This window comes from Kitasatospora sp. NPDC004745 (assembly GCF_042873275.1).
GTDB lineage: Bacteria > Actinomycetota > Actinomycetes > Streptomycetales > Streptomycetaceae > Kitasatospora.
Genome location: NZ_JBIALK010000001.1, coordinates 749,052 through 766,085 on the forward strand (window position 1 = coordinate 749,052; position 17,034 = coordinate 766,085).

The 17,034-nt window shown below is 72.6% G+C and carries 12 protein-coding genes and 1 riboswitch; of the genes, 7 read left to right on the forward strand and 5 right to left on the reverse strand.

Going from position 1 to position 17,034, the window contains the following annotated elements; genetic code table 11:
- Nucleotides 1-175 precede the first annotated feature (175 nt).
- Both ACFYUY_RS03320 and ACFYUY_RS03325 read right to left on the reverse strand, forming a co-directional pair.
- Nucleotides 176-1,699: an aldehyde dehydrogenase family protein gene (locus ACFYUY_RS03320; protein ID WP_360210764.1), complete on the reverse strand. Its 1,524-nt coding sequence runs from the start codon at nucleotides 1,697-1,699 to the stop codon at nucleotides 176-178.
- Between the two features lie 381 nt (nucleotides 1,700-2,080).
- Nucleotides 2,081-3,028 carry a terpene cyclase gene (locus ACFYUY_RS03325; RefSeq protein WP_360210766.1) on the reverse strand — a complete coding sequence of 316 codons (948 nt, stop codon included), beginning with the start codon at nucleotides 3,026-3,028 and terminating at the stop codon, nucleotides 2,081-2,083.
- A gap of 332 nt (nucleotides 3,029-3,360) precedes the next feature.
- Here ACFYUY_RS03325 and ACFYUY_RS03330 point away from each other — a divergent pair, with 332 nt between their 5' ends.
- Together ACFYUY_RS03330 and ACFYUY_RS03335 are read left to right on the forward strand one after the other, a co-directional pair.
- Entirely contained in the window at nucleotides 3,361-6,396 is a 3,036-nt protein-coding gene (locus ACFYUY_RS03330; protein WP_387897435.1) for an ATP-binding protein, read from the forward strand.
- A 384-nt stretch (nucleotides 6,397-6,780) separates the two neighbouring features.
- Entirely contained in the window at nucleotides 6,781-7,845 is a 1,065-nt protein-coding gene (locus tag ACFYUY_RS03335) for an aldose epimerase family protein (protein ID WP_387897437.1), read from the forward strand.
- Nucleotides 7,846-7,912: 67 nt separating this feature from the next.
- Here the strand turns inward: ACFYUY_RS03335 and ACFYUY_RS03340 are convergent, their stop codons facing one another.
- Nucleotides 7,913-8,431: a GNAT family N-acetyltransferase gene (locus ACFYUY_RS03340; RefSeq protein ID WP_387897440.1), complete on the reverse strand. Its 519-nt coding sequence runs from the start codon at nucleotides 8,429-8,431 to the stop codon at nucleotides 7,913-7,915.
- A 310-nt stretch (nucleotides 8,432-8,741) separates the two neighbouring features.
- Here ACFYUY_RS03340 and ACFYUY_RS03345 point away from each other — a divergent pair, with 310 nt between their 5' ends.
- The 5 genes from ACFYUY_RS03345 (at nucleotide 8,742) to ACFYUY_RS03365 (ending at nucleotide 14,862) form a co-directional block, all read left to right on the forward strand.
- Nucleotides 8,742-10,019 (forward strand): extracellular solute-binding protein, encoded by a 1,278-nt coding sequence (locus tag ACFYUY_RS03345; RefSeq protein WP_360210774.1) that lies wholly within the window; start codon nucleotides 8,742-8,744, stop codon nucleotides 10,017-10,019.
- Nucleotides 10,020-10,110: 91 nt separating this feature from the next.
- Nucleotides 10,111-11,115, forward strand: coding sequence for a sugar ABC transporter permease (locus tag ACFYUY_RS03350; protein ID WP_363365159.1), 1,005 nt, complete (start codon nucleotides 10,111-10,113; stop codon nucleotides 11,113-11,115).
- A gap of 40 nt (nucleotides 11,116-11,155) precedes the next feature.
- Nucleotides 11,156-12,061 carry a sugar ABC transporter permease gene (locus ACFYUY_RS03355; protein ID WP_387897444.1) on the forward strand — a complete coding sequence of 302 codons (906 nt, stop codon included), beginning with the start codon at nucleotides 11,156-11,158 and terminating at the stop codon, nucleotides 12,059-12,061.
- Nucleotides 12,062-12,098: 37 nt separating this feature from the next.
- On the forward strand, nucleotides 12,099-13,817 hold the full coding sequence (locus ACFYUY_RS03360) for a glycoside hydrolase family 13 protein (RefSeq protein ID WP_387897447.1): 1,719 nt from the start codon (nucleotides 12,099-12,101) through the stop codon (nucleotides 13,815-13,817).
- Nucleotides 13,818-13,842: 25 nt separating this feature from the next.
- Nucleotides 13,843-14,862, forward strand: a complete 1,020-nt coding sequence (locus tag ACFYUY_RS03365; protein WP_360221940.1) for a LacI family DNA-binding transcriptional regulator — start codon at nucleotides 13,843-13,845, stop codon at nucleotides 14,860-14,862.
- Nucleotides 14,863-14,979: 117 nt separating this feature from the next.
- On the opposite strand, the gene ACFYUY_RS03370 is transcribed toward ACFYUY_RS03365, so the two are convergent.
- Together ACFYUY_RS03370 and ACFYUY_RS03375 are read right to left on the reverse strand one after the other, a co-directional pair.
- Nucleotides 14,980-15,180: a hypothetical protein gene (locus ACFYUY_RS03370; RefSeq protein ID WP_387897451.1), complete on the reverse strand. Its 201-nt coding sequence runs from the start codon at nucleotides 15,178-15,180 to the stop codon at nucleotides 14,980-14,982.
- 296 nt (nucleotides 15,181-15,476) lie between these two features.
- Nucleotides 15,477-16,763, reverse strand: coding sequence for a transglycosylase family protein (locus ACFYUY_RS03375; protein WP_387897454.1), 1,287 nt, complete (start codon nucleotides 16,761-16,763; stop codon nucleotides 15,477-15,479).
- Nucleotides 16,750-16,949, reverse strand: a riboswitch (cyclic di-AMP (ydaO/yuaA leader). Its footprint overlaps the gene before it by 14 nt.
- Nucleotides 16,950-17,034 lie beyond the last annotated feature (85 nt).

A 17,034-nucleotide genomic window follows, 5' to 3' on the forward strand; every position in this document is an offset into this window, starting at 1 on the left:
ACCGGGGGAGTCCGGGCCGCGGGTCACCCGACCGAGGGGGTTGCACGGCGTCGGCGTCCGGACGGGCGCCCGGCGCGGGCCACGGGGAGTGGCGCGACGGAGCGGGAGGCCGGGAGCGGCCTCCCGCTCCGCCGATCCCGGGGGAGCGGGAGGAGCGGGGAGCGCGCGCTGCGCCCTAGAAGAGGCCGACCGCGTCGGGGGAGTAGCTGACCAGCAGGTTCTTGGTCTGCTGGTAGTGCTCCAGCAGCGCCTTGTGGTTCTCCCGGCCGATGCCGGAGTTCTTGTAGCCGCCGAAGGCCGCGTGTGCGGGGTAGGCGTGGTAGCAGTTCGTCCACACGCGGCCCGCCTGGATGGCGCGCCCGGCGCGGTGGGCGGTGTTGAGGTTTCGGGTCCAGACGCCGGCGCCGAGCCCGTACTGGGTGTCGTTGGCGAGGCCGATCGCCTCGGCGAAGTCCTCGAAGCGGGTGACCGAGACGACCGGCCCGAAGATCTCCTCCTGGAAGACCCGCATGCTGTTGACGCCCTCGAAGACCGTCGGGGTCACGTAGTACCCGCCGGCCAGGGCCCCGCCGAGGTCGGCCCGCTCGCCGCCGGCCAGCACCTTCGCGCCCTCGGCCTGGCCGATCTCGAAGTAGGAGAGGATCTTCTTCAGCTGCTCGGCGCTGGCCTGCGCGCCGACCTGGGTCTCGGTGTCCAGCGGGTCGCCCTGGCGCATCGCGCGCACCCGCTCCAGGCCGTCGGCGAGCAGCCGGTCGTAGACCGAGGACTGGATCAGCGCGCGGCTGGGGCAGGTGCACACCTCGCCCTGGTTGAGGGCGAACATCGCGAAGCCCTCGACGGCCTTGTCGTAGAAGGCGTCGGAGGCGTCGGCGACGTCCCCGAAGAACAGGTTGGGGCTCTTGCCGCCGAGCTCCAGCGAGACCGGTATCAGGTTGTCGCTGGCGTAGCGCGCGATCAGCCGGCCGGTGGTGGTCTCCCCGGTGAAGGCGATCTTGCGGACGCGGCTGCTGGAGGCCAGCGGGGCGCCGGCCTCCTCGCCGAACCCGGTGACGATGTTGAGCACGCCGGGCGGCAGCAGGTCGGCGGTGAGCTCGGCCCACAGCAGCACCGACGCCGGGGTCTGCTCGGCGGGCTTGAGCACCACGGCGTTGCCGGCCGCGAGCGCGGGCGCGAGCTTCCAGACCGCCATCAGGATCGGGAAGTTCCACGGGATGATCTGGCCGACCACGCCGAGCGGCTCGTGGAAGTGGTACGCGACGGTGTCCTCGTCGAGCTGGGAGAGGCCGCCCTCCTGGGCGCGCAGCGCGCCGGCGAAGTAGCGCAGGTGGTCGACGGCGAGGGGGAGGTCGGCGGCCAGCGTCTCGCGCACCGGCTTGCCGTTCTCCCAGCTCTCCGCGACGGCCAGTTGCTCCAGGTTGGCCTCCATCCGGTCGGCGATCCGCAGCAGGGCCAGGGCCCGTTCGGCGGGCGGGGTGCGGCCCCAGGCGGGGGCGGCGGCGTGGGCGGCGTCCAGCGCGGCCTCGACGTCCTCGGCGGTGCCGCGGGCGACCTCGGTGAAGACCTCGCCGGTGACGGGGGTCGGGTCGCCGAAGTACTCGCCGCGCACCGGCGGCGTCCATCCGCCGCCGATCCAGTGCTCGTACCGGGAGCGGTAGGCGACGATGCTTCCGGGGCTGCCGGGGGGCTGGTAGACCGTCATGCTCGGGTGTCTCCTCGCGACGTCGGGCGCCGCCCGGAGCGCGCGGCGCGGGCGGCTCGCCGGAACGCCCCGGCTGGGGGCGTTCCGGCGGGAGGGGTCGGACACGCACTTCGGGGCGGCGCCCGCCGGGGCGTCCGCCGCCGAGCACGATAGCCGCCGGACGCGGGTGCGGCTACGGTCCGTGCGGGAGCCCCGTACGGAGGGTGTGCGTTCCGGCCGTTGTGGGCCCCGGTCGTTGCGGTCGCAGGCCGTGCAGTGCCACGCGGTGCGGTGCCGCGCGGTGCGGTGCCACGCGGCGGGCCGTGCGCGGTGCGGCGCCGACGCGCGCGGAGCGGGGTGTGCGGCCCGCCGCCCCCGGGTCGGCGGGATCGCCCGGTGCGGTCAGACCTCGTGGTAGCGCCCGGTGCGGGACTCCCAGCTCAGGTAGCCGGCGAGCCAGGTGAGCAGCCCGTCGGCGTACCGCTGCGCTATCCGCTGCTCGACCCGGGACAGGCCCAGTTCGCGGTAGACGTCGGGCAGCCGGCCGTGCAGCTCGTGGCAGCGTCCGACCATCAGCTGGGCCTCCTCCAGCACGACCGCGCAGGCCTCCTCGGCCGAGCAGCGGCGCTCGCGCTGGACGATCATCACCAGGTTGTTGACGTCGCCGCGCGGGGCCTCCAGCGGGAGGGACCGGACGTCGTTGCTGAGCGAGGGGATGTCGGCCGCCAGTTGCCGGATCTGGCGCAGCACCGGGTGGTGCAGGACGGCGGCGGGCACCTCGAACTGGCCGAGGCGCTCGACCATGTCGAAGATGGTCTCCATCGCCGCGGTGCCCCGTCTGAGCACGAGGTAGCCGTCGCGGTCGGGCGGTCGGGTGGAGATCCGTCCGGCGGCCTCGGCCGGATGACTGGCCAGGTACCACTCCCAGTTGTAGGCCGCCCGCGCCTGCCAGCGGGCGGGCATGCCGCGGACGCTGCGGTCCCAGAGGTCGGCGAAGGCGGTCTCGACGGGCGAGCCCTGGTCGGGGCGGGCGCCGTGGAGGACGGCGATCAGTCGTTCGCAGATGGGGGCGACCTCGGTGGGGCGGCGGCCGAGCGGGCCGTCGAACTGGTCGTCGAAGAGGAAGTAGAACCCCATCAGGTCGGCGGCGAGGGCGAGTTCCTCCGGGCCGGAGTCGGGGTAGCCGAGGGCGGCGAGGTCGACCACGTCCCAGTGCGCGTAGCCGGGGTGGTCGACGTCGGGGAGCAGCGGGTGGCGGGTCAGCCAGGCGCGGTGCAGCGCGGTGGCCTTCGGGCCGTGCGGGCTGCGGCGGTGCGGGAACGGAATCTGAAGTGAGGTGTCGTCAGACATCGGACTCCCGGTGCAGCGGAGGGTGGGGGCGCTTGTGGTTCGGGCGTTGATCGGGTGGGGATGTGGGGGGAGTTGACGCGGCGAGGCTCCGGGGACGAAGGTGAATTCGCAAGATCATCTGCGCCTCGCGGGCCGTAGGGTATCTGATGTAATGATCCGACGTTAGGGGTATAGGGCAATTGCCCTTGGCAAGCCGTCCGAACCCTCACCGTCCGCCCCAGCCTGCGCGAATGCCCCACGGTGAGCGCCACGCAGCGCTAACCTCGGCTCCACGAGCAGTGAGCGAACGGTGACGCGAGCTGTGACGCGAACGGCGAGGCGGAGGCGCGACGGTGACCGATCAGTACAACGAGTCTCGGGCGGGAGCCGGTTCAGTCCGGGACGGCGAGAACGCCGCACCGCGGACCAGGCTCCGCGACCGCGACGCCGAACTGCGCTCCGTCGAGGCGGCCGTCGACAAACTCTGCCGCGACTTCGCGGCCGGCGGCACCGAGATCGGCGAACTGCTCGCCTTCTCCGGCCGGCCCGGCATCGGCAAGACCAGCCTGCTGCACGAGGTGCGCCGCATCGCCAAGCTCCGCGAGGGCGCCACCGTGCTGTTCGCCCGCGGCGGCGAACGCCAGTTCAAAGAGCCCTACCACGTGCTGCGCCAGCTCCTCCAACCCGCCCTCACCAGCCTGGAGGCCGACGAGTTCCGCCAGGTCATGGGCACCTGGGAGGAGGTCGTCGGACCGGCCATGGGCCTCAAGCAGCCCAAGGCGGGCGCGCGCCGCCTCGACCCGCAGGGCGTCCGCGACGGCCTCGACTACGTCCTCACCCAGCTCGCCCCGCGCCGGGCCCCGCTGGTGATGATCGTCGACGACCTGCACTGGGCCGACGCCGAGTCGCTGTCCTGGCTCACCCAGTTCGCCGTCCGCTCCCGGGAACTGCCCGTCCTGCTGGTCTTCGCCTTCCGCGAGGACGAGAACGACTGGCCGGCCGGGATCCTGGAGCACCGCAAGGACGTCCTCGGCCGCGCCACCCGCAAGCACGAGCTCAACCGGCTCTCCCTGGTCTCCGTCACCGACATGATCCGCGCCGAACTCGGGGACAAGGCCGAGGACGCCTTCTGCTACGAGTTCTGGAACGTCGTCAACGGCAACCCCTTCGAGGCCGTCGCCCTGCTCGACCAGGTGCGCGACCAGGACCTCGAACCCGTCGAGGAGAACTCCCAGCAGCTGCGCGAACTCGCCGTCGACGCCACCGGGATGACCCTCAAGAGCTGGCTCGACCGGCTCGGCGCCTCCACCCTGCGCTTCGCCTGGGCCTGCGCGATGCTCGGCACCGACATCCGGGTCGACCTCGCCACCCGGATCTCCACCCAGAGCGCCGAGGGCGCCCGCGACTCCATCAAACAGCTGCGCAAGCAGCGCGTGCTCACCCAGACCCCCAACGGCAACCTCGAGTTCGTCCACCCGCTGATCGGCAGCTCGATCTACAACACCATGCCGGAGGCCACCCGCACCGGCATGCACGGCGTCGCCGCCGCCGAGATCGAGAACGCCGGACTCGGCCTGCTCGCCGCCTCCCGCCACCTCGTCGAGACCTTCTCCGGCGAGGGCGACGACCGGACGGTGCGCAAACTGCGCCGCGCCGCCACCGAACACCTGCTCATCGGCGCCCCCGAGGCCGCCCAGCGCTGCCTCCACCGCGCGCTCAACGAGCCGCCCGCCGACGACCTCAAGGCCGAGGTGCTCTACGAACTCGGCTGCTCCGCGCTGCTCACCGACCCGGTCGCCACCGTCAACCAGCTCAAGCTCGCCCTCGACCCCGACGAGGTGCCGCTGCGCCCCGCCCTGCGGGTCGACGCCACCTTCCGGCTCTCCGAGGTGCTCGCGCACAGTGGCGAACTGCGGCAGGCCGCGCTGGTCTGCCAGGAGGAGGCCGAACACACCGTCGACCCGGACGGCAGGCGCCGCCTCCAGGCCGCCTCGTTCATGTGGCACGCCTTCCGCAAGTCCGAGGAGGACGGCCCCGGCCGCTCCGCCCGGCTCGGCGAGATGTGCGAAGGACTCGCCGGCCGCGAAGCCGCCGGCCGCGACGCCGCCGACCGCGCCGTCCTCGCGATGCGCGCCTGGGACCTCACCCTGCGCGGCAAGCCCTCCGTCGACGCCCTGGCGCACGCCGACGCCGTCCTCGACGCCGGCCGGCTGCCCAAGGGCCTCGGCTGGACCGACAGCACCTGGGGCTTCGAACTGCCCTCCATGCTCGGCCTCACCTACACCTACAACGACCGCATCGCCCAGGCCGAGCGGCTGTTCGCCGACGCCATCATCCAGTTCGAGGTGGCCGGGTGGAGCGGCGCCCACCGCGGGTTCGCCTACTTCCTGATGGGGCTGGCCCGCTTCCGGCGCGGCCTGCTCGCCGAGGCCGAGGACTTCCTGCGCCGCGCGCTGCGGCTCTCCGAGCGCATCGGCCCCAAGCTGCCGCTCGCCTGGGACGCCGTCGGCGTCCTGGCGGACACCCTGCTCGCCCGCGGCCGGGTCGAGGAGGCCTGGGAGCTCGCCAGCTCGTTCGGCTTCCAGCCGCCGTACCACGCCACCGCGATGGTGCTGCCCGACGCGGCCTCGCTGTACGGCAAGCTGCTGATCGCCATGAAGCGCCACGCCGGTGCGGCCGCCGCGCTCACCGAGGCCGGCGCCCAGCTGGAGGCCCGCGGCTGGCACAACACGGTCTGGGCGCCCTGGGCCGGCCACCTCGCCATCGCGATCGCGGCCGACGAGCCCGACCGGGCCCGCGAGTACGCCCAGAAGGCCGTCCACGACGCCCGCACCTTCGGCACCGCCTCCGCGATCGGCACCGCACTGCGGTTGCACGCCCAGATCGAGGACGGCCAGCAGGCGGTCGAGCTGCTGGAGGAGGCCGTGATGCACCTCGGGCAGTCGCCGGCCGGGTACGAGCACGCCGTCGCGCTGGTCGACCTCGGTGCCGCGCTGCGCCGGGTCGGGCGGCTGGAGGACGCCCAGGAGTACCTGTACCAGGGCATCGAGCTGGCGCAGCACTGCTCGGCGGAGGGGCTCGTCGAGCAGGCCCGGCGGGAGCTGGCCAACTACGGCCTGCGGCCCAACCGGCTAGGGCTCGCCGACTTCCGGGAGACCCTCAGCAAGCCCGAGTGGGACGTCGCCACCCGGGCCGTGCAGGGCCTGCCGCCGCAGCGGATCGCCGAGGAGCTCGGCGTCCACCTCAGCCTGGTGAACCGGCGGCTGGCCGCGGTCTACCGCAAGGCCGGCAGCGGGCCGGACGGCCTCGCCTCCGCCCTCGGGCTGCCGGTGCAGCCGCGGCAGACCGCCCGGCCGGAGGGGGAGCCCGAGGACGGGGCCGGGGCGTAGGCCGAGTCGGGGCGACGGACGTGGCGGGGCCCCGTCGGGTGCGCGGGGCCGGTGCCCGTGGCGGGTGCCCCCGTCGGGCGTTCGCGGCAGGCCTTCACACGGGGCCTTCACGCGGGGCCTTCACACCGGGCCTCGCGCCGGGCCTTGCGGAACCGCCGAACGGTGGCGTTCGGTGACGGCCGTCGGCTACCGAACGTGACGTACGACGGACGTCCCGCGGCGGCGGGCGGGGGCGTCCGGGCGGCGCGCGGGGGCGCAGGAGCGCCCCCGCGGGGGCGGCCGTCGCTAGGCTGACGCACACGGGGGCGCCGCGCCGCTGCGGCCCCGGACGGACCCGGAACCGGGCGACCGCGCCGCGCCGCGGTCGCCAGTGAGGAGCAGGCCATGGCGAGCGAGGCCACCAGCGTGCGGCACCACCCCCTGGAGCCCTCGGGCGCGGGTGCCGCGATCGAACGCTGGACGCTCTCCGCCGGCCCGTACGAGGCGAGCGTGCTCACCCTCGGTGCCACCCTGCACACCCTCACCGCGCCCGACCGGGCCGGCCGGCCCGCCCAACTGCTCCTCGCCGCCGACCAGCTGGCCCAGCTGCTCGGACCGGCCCGGCACTACGGCGCCGTGGTCGGCCGGTACGCCAACCGGATCGACGGATCCAGGGTCACCATCGACGGCGAGGAGCACCCGCTCGCCCCGACCGGCGGCGGCGTCACCATCCACGGCGGCCCGGACGGCTTCGCGCACCGCATGTGGGAGGCCGAGGAGACCGAGGGCGGCGTCCGGCTGCGGCTGCACAGCCCGGACGGCGACCAGGGCTTCCCCGGCGCGCTCGACGTCACCGTCTCCTACACCCTGGACGCGGCCGGGGAACTGGTGATCGCGTACCACGCCGTCACCACCAAGCCGACCGTGGTCAACCTGACCAACCACGCGTACGTCAACCTCGCGGGGGAGGGCAGCGGCGACGTCCTCGGCCACCTGCTCACCCTGGACGCCGACGAGTACACCCCCGCCGACGAGCGGCAGATCCCGTACGGGCGCACCGAACCCGTGGCGGGCACCCCGTTCGACTTCACCGTGGCCACGCCGATCGGCAAGTCGGTCCACGACGACCACCCGCAGCTGGTCGGTCCCGGCGGCTACGACCACAACTGGGTGCTGCGCCCCCGCCCCGCGGACGGTCCCCCGGTCCGGGCGGCGCTGCTGGAGGACCCGGTCGGCGGCCGCACCCTGGAGGTGCTGACCACCGAGCCGGGCGTCCAGGTCTACACGGCCAACAAGTTCCAGGGCGCGGTCACCGGGGAGAGCGGCGTCCCGTACGGGCCGTTCGCCGGGATCGCGCTGGAGACCCAGCACTTCCCGGACTCCCCGCACCACCCGGCCTTCCCGAGCACCGTGCTGCGGCCGGGGGAGGAGTTCCGCTCGACCACCGTGCTGCGCTTCGGGACCAACTAGCACCCCGCGCACCGCGGGCCCCGTGCGCCCGGCGTGCGGGGTGCGCGCCGGGCACGTGCTGCCAGGGCTAGGCGTGCGGACGCCCGTCGAGCTCGCGGCGCATGCAGAGCCGGGGCCAGCGGTCCAGGCCGTGCTCGGCCTCCCTGCGGCGGATCTCCCGCAGGCCCGGGGTGAGCTCCTGGTCGGCGAGCGGGCGGAAGCCCAGGCGCGCGTAGTAGGGGGCGTTCCAGGGGACGTCGGCGAAGGTGGTGAGGGTGAGCGCCGGGGCGTCGGTGCCCGCGGCGAGGTGCTCGATCAGCGCCCGGCCGATGCCGCGTCGGGCCCGGTCGGGGTGGACGGACACCTGCTCGATGTGCAGGGCGCCGTCCACCGGCTCGGCCAGCAGGTAGCCGACGACGGGGCCGTCGGGCGCTGCCAGGGCCACCAGGGCGGTGCCCGCGTCGAGGAAGTGCGCCAGTTCGTCCGGGGTCGGGGGTTCGTCCTCGGCGATCTCCGGCATGCCGATGGCGGCGAACGGGGCTCCGGCGGCCCGTTCCAGTGCGCACAGCAGGGGGAGTTCGTCCTTCGAGGCGGCTCTGATCTGCATGCACCCAGTCTGCTGCAAGCATTTTTCAGCCACGCAGGGTGGTGTCCTCGGCCATGCCGTACCGGGCGCTTTGCTGCCAAGTCGGACATCCGGCCGCGCCGTCCACTACCGTGCGGCTACGTCCAGGACACGCGGGCGTAACGATCGCTATTTCTTGCAGAAACTTGCTGCAAGGACTTTCCGTCGCTATTGCGCCGCTGTTAACTTCCTTCCCGAGCCCGACGGCAGCAACGGTGCGGTCGGCACGAGGCAGCCATTATGCGCCTGTCTCCGAACATCTCGGGCACCCCCACCCTCCCAAGGAGTTCTCATGCGGCGTGGCATCGCGGCCTCTGCCCTCGTTGTGGCCCTCGCGGTCTCGATGGCTGCCTGTGGCAGCAGCGGCTCCAGCTCGGACGGCAAGGCCGACGGGCCGGTCACCCTCACGTACTGGGACACCTCGAACGCCACCAACGAGGCGCCGAACTACCAGGAGCTCGTCAAGAAGTTCGAGGCCGCCAACCCGAACGTCAAGGTCGACTTCGTCAACGTCCCGTTCGACCAGGCGCAGAACAAGCTGCAGACCGCCATGGGGGCCAAGGGCGCTCCGGACGTGTTCCGCTCCGAGGTCGGCTGGACCGCCGCCTTCGCCAAGGCCGGCTACCTGGAGCCGCTGGACGGCACCCCGGCCGCCGCCGACACCTCCGCCTTCCAGCCCAGCCTGATCCAGCAGGCCAAGTACGACGGCAAGCTCTACGGCGTGCCGCTGGTCACCGACACCCTGGGCCTGCTCTACAACAAGGACCTGTTCGCCAAGGCCGGCATCACCGACGCCCCCAAGACCTGGGACGAGCTGAAGACCGACGCCGCCGCGCTCAAGGACAAGGCGGGCGTCGACGGCTTCTGGCTGAAGGCCGCGGACGGCTACTACGCCATGCCGTTCCTGTTCGGCGAGGGCACCGACACCGTCGACGCCGCCGGCAAGAAGATCACCGTCGCCTCGCCGGAGGCCGTCAAGGCCGTCGAGACGTACAAGACGATGTTCACCGCGCCCGGCATGGCCAAGGCCGACGTCACCACCGACGCCTACGCGCACATGATGGACGCCTTCAACAGCGGCAAGGTCGCGGCGATCATCCAGGGCCCGTGGGAGATCACCAACATCTACAAGGGCGCCGCGTTCGCCGACAAGAAGAACCTCGGCATCGCGCCCGTCCCGGCCGGCTCCGCGGGCAAGGGCGGCGCCCCCACCGGCGGCCACAACATCTCCGTCTACGCCGGTGCCGACCAGGCCCACAAGGCCGCCGCCGAGAAGTTCGCCGCCTTCATGACCTCGGCGGAGAGCCAGGCCTTCATCGCGCAGAAGAACTCCACCCTGCCGACCCGCTCCGACGCCTTCACGGCCGACGTCAAGGCCGACCCGGGCATCGCCGGCTTCCAGGCCGTCCTCCCCAGCGCCAAGCCGCGCCCCGAGCTGCCCGAGTACAGCTCGCTGTTCGCCTCGCTCGGCACCAACCTGGGCAAGGCCGTCCAGGGCACCGGCACCCAGGACGCCCTGAGCACCATCGCGACCGACTACGCCAAGCTCCTGCCGGGCTTCGCCAAGTAGTCCCCCCCGGCCGTCGGGCCCGCCGCGTGCACGGCGGGCCCGACGGCCGGACCCGCTCTCCCCGAGACCTCACCCCGAGAAGGTGCAATCGATGTCAGTCGCCGTGCAGGGCGCCACCGGCAAGGGCAGCCGGGAGCGCGAGCAGCGTCCGGGCCTGCTGGAACGCCTCAAGCGCTCCTACGCCAAGCACTGGTACGCCTACGCGATGATCGCCCCCGTGGTGCTGGTGCTCGGCGTGCTGGTGATCTACCCGCTGGTCGAGGGCGTCTGGCTCACGCTCACCGACGCCAACAGCCTCAACTCCGCCCGCACGATCGGTGTCAACCACATCCCGGCGTCCTACAAGTTCGTCGGCCTCGACAACTACGCCGACATCCTCTGGGGCCCCGGCTCCTACGACCGCTTCTGGTCGCACTTCGTCTGGACCATCACCTGGACGGCGCTCTGCGTCGTCCTGCACTACACCATCGGCCTGGGCCTCGCCCTGCTGCTGAACCAGAAGCTGCGCGGACGCGCCGTCTACCGGATGCTGCTCATCCTGCCCTGGGCCGTCCCCACCTTCGTCACCGTCTTCTCCTGGCGCCTGATGCTCGCCGACGGCGGCGCCGTCAACGGCCTGCTCTCCGCCCTGCACCTGCCCCAACCCGGCTGGCTGGACGACCCGTTGGCGCAGAAGGCAGCCGCGATCCTGGTCAACACCTGGGTCGGCGTGCCGTTCATGATGATCTCCCTCCTCGGCGGCCTGCAGTCGATCCCGGCCGAGCTGTACGAGGCGGCCGAGATGGACGGCGCCACCGCCTGGCAGCGCTTCCGGCACGTCACCCTGCCCGGGCTGCGCACCGTCTCCTCGACCGTCGTCCTGCTCGGCGTGATCTGGACGTTCAACCAGTTCGCCGTCATCTTCCTGCTGTTCGGCACCAGCGGCGGCTCCGACGCCCAGCTGCTGGTCACCTGGGCCTACCGGCTCGGCTTCGGCCAGCAGCCCCGGGACTACGCGCAGTCCGCCGCGTACGGCGTGATCCTGCTGTCCATCCTCATCGTCTTCACCGCCTTCTACCGGCGCTGGCTCGCCCGCAACGAGCAGGCCAACGGCTGAGGCCCCGGACCCAGTTGACCCACGAAGGCAGGTAACCCCGATGAGCACCACCACCGAACGCCCCGCCGCGGCGCCGGCGGCGACCCCCGCCGCCCGGCCCGCCAAGGTCCGCCGCCGCGGCCGGAGCAGCCCGCTGGCCACCGCGCTGTCCCACGGCGCCCTGATCCTGGCGAGCCTGGTCGCCCTCTTCCCGGTCCTGTGGATCCTCTACATCTCCCTCGGACCGGACAAGACCGACTACCTGCACCCCGGCGGGATCCTCGACAAGCTGACCCTGTCGAACTACCACCACGTGCTGTTCGACACCGACTTCTTCACCTGGTTCGGCAACGCCTTCCTGGTCTCCGGCGTCACCACGGTGTTCGGCGTCATGGTCGCCGCCACCACCGGCTACGCCGTCTCCCGGATGAAGTTCCCCGGCCACAAGCCGCTGATGTGGTCGCTGCTGGTCACCCAGATGTTCCCGATCGCGGTGCTGATCGTGCCGATGTACACGATCCTCTCCGAGCTCGGCCTGCTGGACAGCTACACCGGCCTGATCCTGGTGTACTCGACGACCACCGTGCCGTACTGCGCCTGGCTGCTGAAGGGCTACTTCGACACCATCCCGGTGGAGATCGACGAGGCCGGCCGGGTCGACGGCCTCACCCCGATCGGCACCTTCTGGCGGCTCGTCCTGCCGCTCGCCCGCCCGGGCCTGGCGGTGGCCGCGTTCTACTCCTTCCTGACCGCGTGGGCCGAGGTCGCCTTCGCCTCCACCTTCATGCTCAGCTCCGACAAGTACACGCTGGCCGTGGGCCTGCAGACCTTCGTCAGCGAGCACGACGCGCAGTGGAACTTCATGGCGGCGACCGCCGTGCTGATCGCCATCCCGTCCTCGGTCTTCTTCTACCTGGTGCAGCGCCACCTGGTCACCGGCCTGACCGCCGGTGCCTCCAAGTCGTAACGCTCCTCGCTCCTCTAGTCCCCAAGGGATACCGTCCATGACCCAGAACCTGGCCGACACCTCCCGGCCTGCCGCCGACGCCACCGCCCACGAGGCGGCCACCCCGGCTCCTGCGACTGGCGGCGCCTCCAGAGACTGGTGGCGGGACGCGGTCATCTACCAGGTGTACCCGCGCAGCTTCGCCGACTCCAACGGCGACGGCATGGGCGACCTGCCCGGCGTCCGCAGCCGCCTGCCGTACCTGCGCGACCTCGGCGTGGACGCGGTCTGGCTCTCGCCGTTCTACGCCTCGCCGCAGGCGGACGCCGGCTACGACGTCGCCGACTACCGCGCCGTGGACCCGATGTTCGGCACCCTGCTGGACGCCGACGCCCTCATCCGGGACGCCCACGAGCTGGGGCTGCGGATCATCGTCGACCTCGTCCCCAACCACTCCTCGGACCAGCACGAGTGGTTCCAGCGCGCCCTGCGCGAGGGTCCTGCGTCCCCGCTGCGCGAGCGCTACCACTTCCTTCCCGGCAAGGGCGAGAACGGCGAACTGCCGCCCAACGACTGGGAGTCCATCTTCGGCGGCCCGGCCTGGACCCGGACCGAGAACCCCGACGGCACCCCGGGCGACTGGTACCTGCACCTGTTCGCGCCCGAGCAGCCCGACTTCAACTGGGAGAACCGGGCCGTCGGCGACGAGTTCCGCTCGATCCTGCGGTTCTGGCTCGACATGGGCGTGGACGGCTTCCGCATCGACGTCGCCCACGGCCTGGTCAAGGCCCCCGGCCTGCCCGACCTCGGCGGCTCCGACCAGCTCAAGCTGCTGGGCAACGACGTCATGCCCTTCTTCGACCAGGACGGCGTGCACGAGATCTACCGCAGCTGGCGCAAGATCCTCGACGAGTACCCGGGCCAGCGGATCGGCGTCGCCGAGGCCTGGACGCCGACCGTCCAGCGCACCGCCAACTACGTGCGCCCCGACGAGCTCCACCAGGCCTTCAACTTCCAGTACCTGGGCACCGACTGGGACGCCGCCGCGCTGCGCGAGGTGATCGACGTCTCGCTCGACTCGATGCGCCCGGTCGACGCCCCCACCACCTGGGTGCTCTCCAACCACGACGTCACCCGGCACGCCACCCGCTTCGCCAACGAGCCGGGCCTCGGCACCCAGATCCGCACCGCCGGCGACCGCGCGCTCGGCCTGCGCCGCGCCCGCGCCGCCACCCTGCTGATGCTCGCGCTCCCCGGCTCGGCGTACGTCTACCAGGGCGAGGAGCTCGGCCTGCCCGACGTCACCGACCTGCCGGACGAGGTGCGCCAGGACCCGTCCTTCTTCCGCCAGGCCGGGCAGGACGGCTACCGCGACGGCTGCCGCGTCCCGATCCCGTGGTCCGGCACCGAGGCCCCGTACGGCTTCGGCCCGGTCGCCGGCGGGCCCTCCTGGCTGCCGCAGCCGGTGCAGTGGGCCGAGCTCAGCGTCGAGGCGCAGACCGGCGACCCGACGTCCACCCTGGAGCTCTACCGCAGCGCGCTCGCCGTCCGCCGCTCCCAGGCCGACCTGGGCGCCGGGACGGAGGTCGAGTGGCTGGAGGGCCCCGAGGGCACCCTGGTGTTCCGCCGCGGCGCCTTCGTCTGCACGGTGAACACCACCGGCGAGCCGGTCCGGATACCCGTGCCCGGGCGGCTGCTGCTCTCCTCGGCGGACCCGGTGGTGGACGGCGGCGAGACGGTGCTCGCACCGGACAGCACCGGCTGGTGGGCGGTCTGACGTGGTTGCAATAGGCTCTGGGACCGTGACTACGGCGCGACTCTCAGACATCGCGGCGCAGGCGGGGGTCAGCGAAGCCACCGTCTCCCGCGTACTCAACGGCAAGGCGAACGTCTCGGCCGCCACCCGGCAGACCGTGCTGGCCGCGCTCGACGTGCTCGGTTACGAGCGGCCGACCCGGCTGCGCCAGCGCAGTGCGGGCCTGATCGGTCTGATCACGCCGGAGTTGAGCAACCCGATCTTCCCCGCGCTGGCCCAGGTGATCGAGCAGGTGCTCAGCCGGCACGGGTACACCCCGGTGCTGTGCACCCAGACGCCGGGCGGATCCACCGAGGACGAACTGGTGGAGATGCTGGTCGACCGGGGCGTGGCGGGCATCGTCTTCGTCTCCGGGCTGCACGCCGACTCCACCGCCGACCACGACCGGTACGCCCGGCTGGCCGGCCGCGGGGTGCCCTTCGTCCTGATCAACGGCTACAGCGAGCGGATCGCCGCCCCGTTCATCTCGCCGGACGACCGCGCCGCGATGTGGATGGCCGTCCAGCACCTGGCCGAACTCGGCCACGAGCGGATCGGGTTGGCCGTGGGGCAGCGCCGGTACGTGCCGGTGCTGCGCAAGATCGAGGGCTTCACGGCGGCGATGCGCGAGGTGCTCGGGCGCAGCGCGGAGGAGGCCGAGGACCTCGTCCACCACACCCTGTTCAGCGTCGAGGGCGGGCACGCGGCCGCCGGGGCGCTGCTCGACAAGGGCTGCACGGCGATCGTGTGCGGCAGCGACATGATGGCCCTCGGGGCGATCCGGGCGGTGCGCCAGCGCGGGCTGTCGGTGCCGCAGGACGTGTCGGTGGTCGGCTTCGACGACTCGCCGCTGATCGCCTTCACCGAGCCGCCGTTGACGACGATCCGCCAGCCGGTCGAGGCGATGGCCACGGCGGCGGTGGACGCGCTGCTGGAGGAGGTCGGCGGCAACGCGGCCCAGCGGGGGGAGTTCATGTTCCAGCCGGAGCTGGTCATGCGGGGCTCGACGGGGGCCTGCGCGCGCTGAGCGACGGGCCGTGGACGGCCGACGGGCCCCGGGGAGCGACCGCTCCCCGGGGCCCGTTTCGCATGGGTGCCGTGTGCCGTGTGCGGGGGTGGCGCGGACGGCGGCGGGTGGGGCGGGTCAGCCCTGCTGGTCGGTGGGGCGGCTGCGGGTGAGCCGCCGGTCGTCGGCGGGGTCGCCGGTCCGGGTCCCGGTGCGGCGGCCGCGGGCCAGGTAGTCCCGCAGGACCAGTTCGACGGCGTCCTGCGGGTTCTTGGTGCCGGAGAGTAGCATCGCGTCGATCGCGAGGTTGGCGTCGAGTGTGACGGTGACCTGGGCCATGGTGGCTCCTCCTCGGGTGCAGAGCAGCAGCATGCCCGGTGTGGCCGGCTTTGACCATGACCTTCGGCCGGCGGAGGGCGGGTACGCCGGAACCCCCGGGGGAGAGCGATCGGGCTCTCCCCCGGGGGTTCCGTGCGGCGGGCGACGGGGGCGGGTGACAGATGACAGGTTTCAGATGATGAAATCTGTCGGCTGAAATCTGAAATCTGAAATCTGTCAGCTGTTCGCCGTCAGCCGTCAGCCGTCAGCCGTCAGCCGTCGGCTGTGCCGTGCCGCCCGTGGCCCGCCGGTGTGCCTCAGACCCGGCCGGCGAAGTCCGGGGCCCAGTTGGCGACGGTCTGCTCGCGCACGCCCGAGCTCGGGTTGGCGGCCTCGACGTACTTGCCGCCGCCGACGTAGATCGCGACGTGGTAGACGCCGGAGTCCTGGCCGTTGTTGGACCAGAACAGCAGGTCGCCCGGCTGCAGGTTGTCCAGCGAGACGTGGGTGCTGGCGGCGGCCTGGTCCGCGGCCACGCGCGGGATGGAGACGCCCGCGGCGCGCAGCGCGGCCTGGGTCAGGCCGGAGCAGTCCCAGCCGCCGTTGCCGGTGCCGCCGTAGACGTAGGCCTGGCCGACCTTCGACTCGGCGAAGGAGACCGCGGCGGCCATGCTGCCGGTGGCGGCCTGGGCCGGGGCCTGGGCGGCCGGGGCCTGGGTCTGCGCGGCCGGCTTGGCGTTCACGGCACCGCCGTCGGTGGTCTGGCCGGACTTCTTCGAACGGTCGAACCAGCTGAAGTCCGAGCCGGACTTGGTCGCGGTGGCCGCCTGCCGGCCCTGGCCGGCGTCCTTGAAGGACAGGTGCTGGCCCGGGTAGATGGTGTTCGGGCCGTCGGTCAGGGTGCCGCGGTTGAGCTCGTAGAGCCGCTGCCAGCCGCCGTCGATGTTGTGCTTGTCGGCGATGGAGGACAGCCAGTCGCCGGCCACGACGGTGTAGTCGTCGCTCTCGGCCTGGGCGCCGCCCTGGGCCTGCTCCTGGTGCTTCTGGGTCCAGGTGCTCTTGGCGGAGTCGCCGGAGGTCTGCTCCTGGGCCGGCGCGGCCGGCTTGGCGGCCGGGGCGGGGGTCTGCGCGGGCTTGGCGGCCGGGGCGGGCTTGGCGGCCGTCGCACCGGCGGTGGAGCCCGCGGAGGTGTCGACGGCGGCCGGGGCGCCGCCCTTGGTCAGGCCGGCCTGGACCGAGCAGACCGGCCAGGCGCCGGGGCCCTGCGAGGCGAGGACCTTCTCGGCGACGGCGATCTGCTGGTCCTTGGTGGCCAGGTTCGCCTGCGGGGCGTACGCGGTGCCGCCGAAGGCGGCCCAGGTGCTGGAGGTGAACTGCAGGCCGCCGTAGAAGCCGTTGCCGGTGTTGATGCTCCAGTTGCCGCTGCTCTCGCACTGGGCGACCTTGTCCCAGGTCGCGACGGAGGCGGCGGAGGCGGTGCCGGTGGTGAGGCAGGGGATCGTGAGGCCGACGCCCGCGACGCCGATGGCGGCGATGACGCGGCGGGTGCGGCTGGACAGACGGGTGCCGTTGGTGGGCAGCATGAAGACGTGGTCCTCTCCCACGCCTGCGAGGTGAGCTGTCGGATTCGGGCTGGAGTTGCCCGGCCGCGCTGTGGACGCGGCTTCACCCCTAGCCCTGAACCGTTCCTGGGAACGGTCCGGGGCGACTTACCTGTGGGTCCCCCGCTCCTGCCGTGGTGCGTTTTCGCGCTTCCAGGGCACCCGACGGCAGGACTCGGCGTTGCGGATGAACTGGGTCCGTGTGGTCACGAACGGGGAGCACGTTAAGCAGACTTAAGTTCAAACCGCAAACACTGTGATGCACATCACGGTT

Excerpts from the sequence above, each read along its gene's own strand:
- ACFYUY_RS03360 (WP_387897447.1), top strand. The coding sequence starts at position 12,099 with ATGACCCAGAACCTGGCCGACACCTCCCGGCCTGCCGCCGACGCCACC.
- ACFYUY_RS03345 (WP_360210774.1), top strand. The coding sequence starts at position 8,742 with ATGCGGCGTGGCATCGCGGCCTCTGCCCTCGTTGTGGCCCTCGCGGTC.
- ACFYUY_RS03355 (WP_387897444.1), top strand. The coding sequence starts at position 11,156 with ATGAGCACCACCACCGAACGCCCCGCCGCGGCGCCGGCGGCGACCCCC.
- ACFYUY_RS03340 (WP_387897440.1), bottom strand. The coding sequence starts at position 8,431 with ATGCAGATCAGAGCCGCCTCGAAGGACGAACTCCCCCTGCTGTGCGCA.
- ACFYUY_RS03370 (WP_387897451.1), bottom strand. The coding sequence starts at position 15,180 with ATGGCCCAGGTCACCGTCACACTCGACGCCAACCTCGCGATCGACGCG.
- ACFYUY_RS03335 (WP_387897437.1), top strand. The coding sequence starts at position 6,781 with ATGGCGAGCGAGGCCACCAGCGTGCGGCACCACCCCCTGGAGCCCTCG.
- ACFYUY_RS03325 (WP_360210766.1), bottom strand. The coding sequence starts at position 3,028 with ATGTCTGACGACACCTCACTTCAGATTCCGTTCCCGCACCGCCGCAGC.
- ACFYUY_RS03320 (WP_360210764.1), bottom strand. The coding sequence starts at position 1,699 with ATGACGGTCTACCAGCCCCCCGGCAGCCCCGGAAGCATCGTCGCCTAC.
- ACFYUY_RS03350 (WP_363365159.1), top strand. The coding sequence starts at position 10,111 with ATGTCAGTCGCCGTGCAGGGCGCCACCGGCAAGGGCAGCCGGGAGCGC.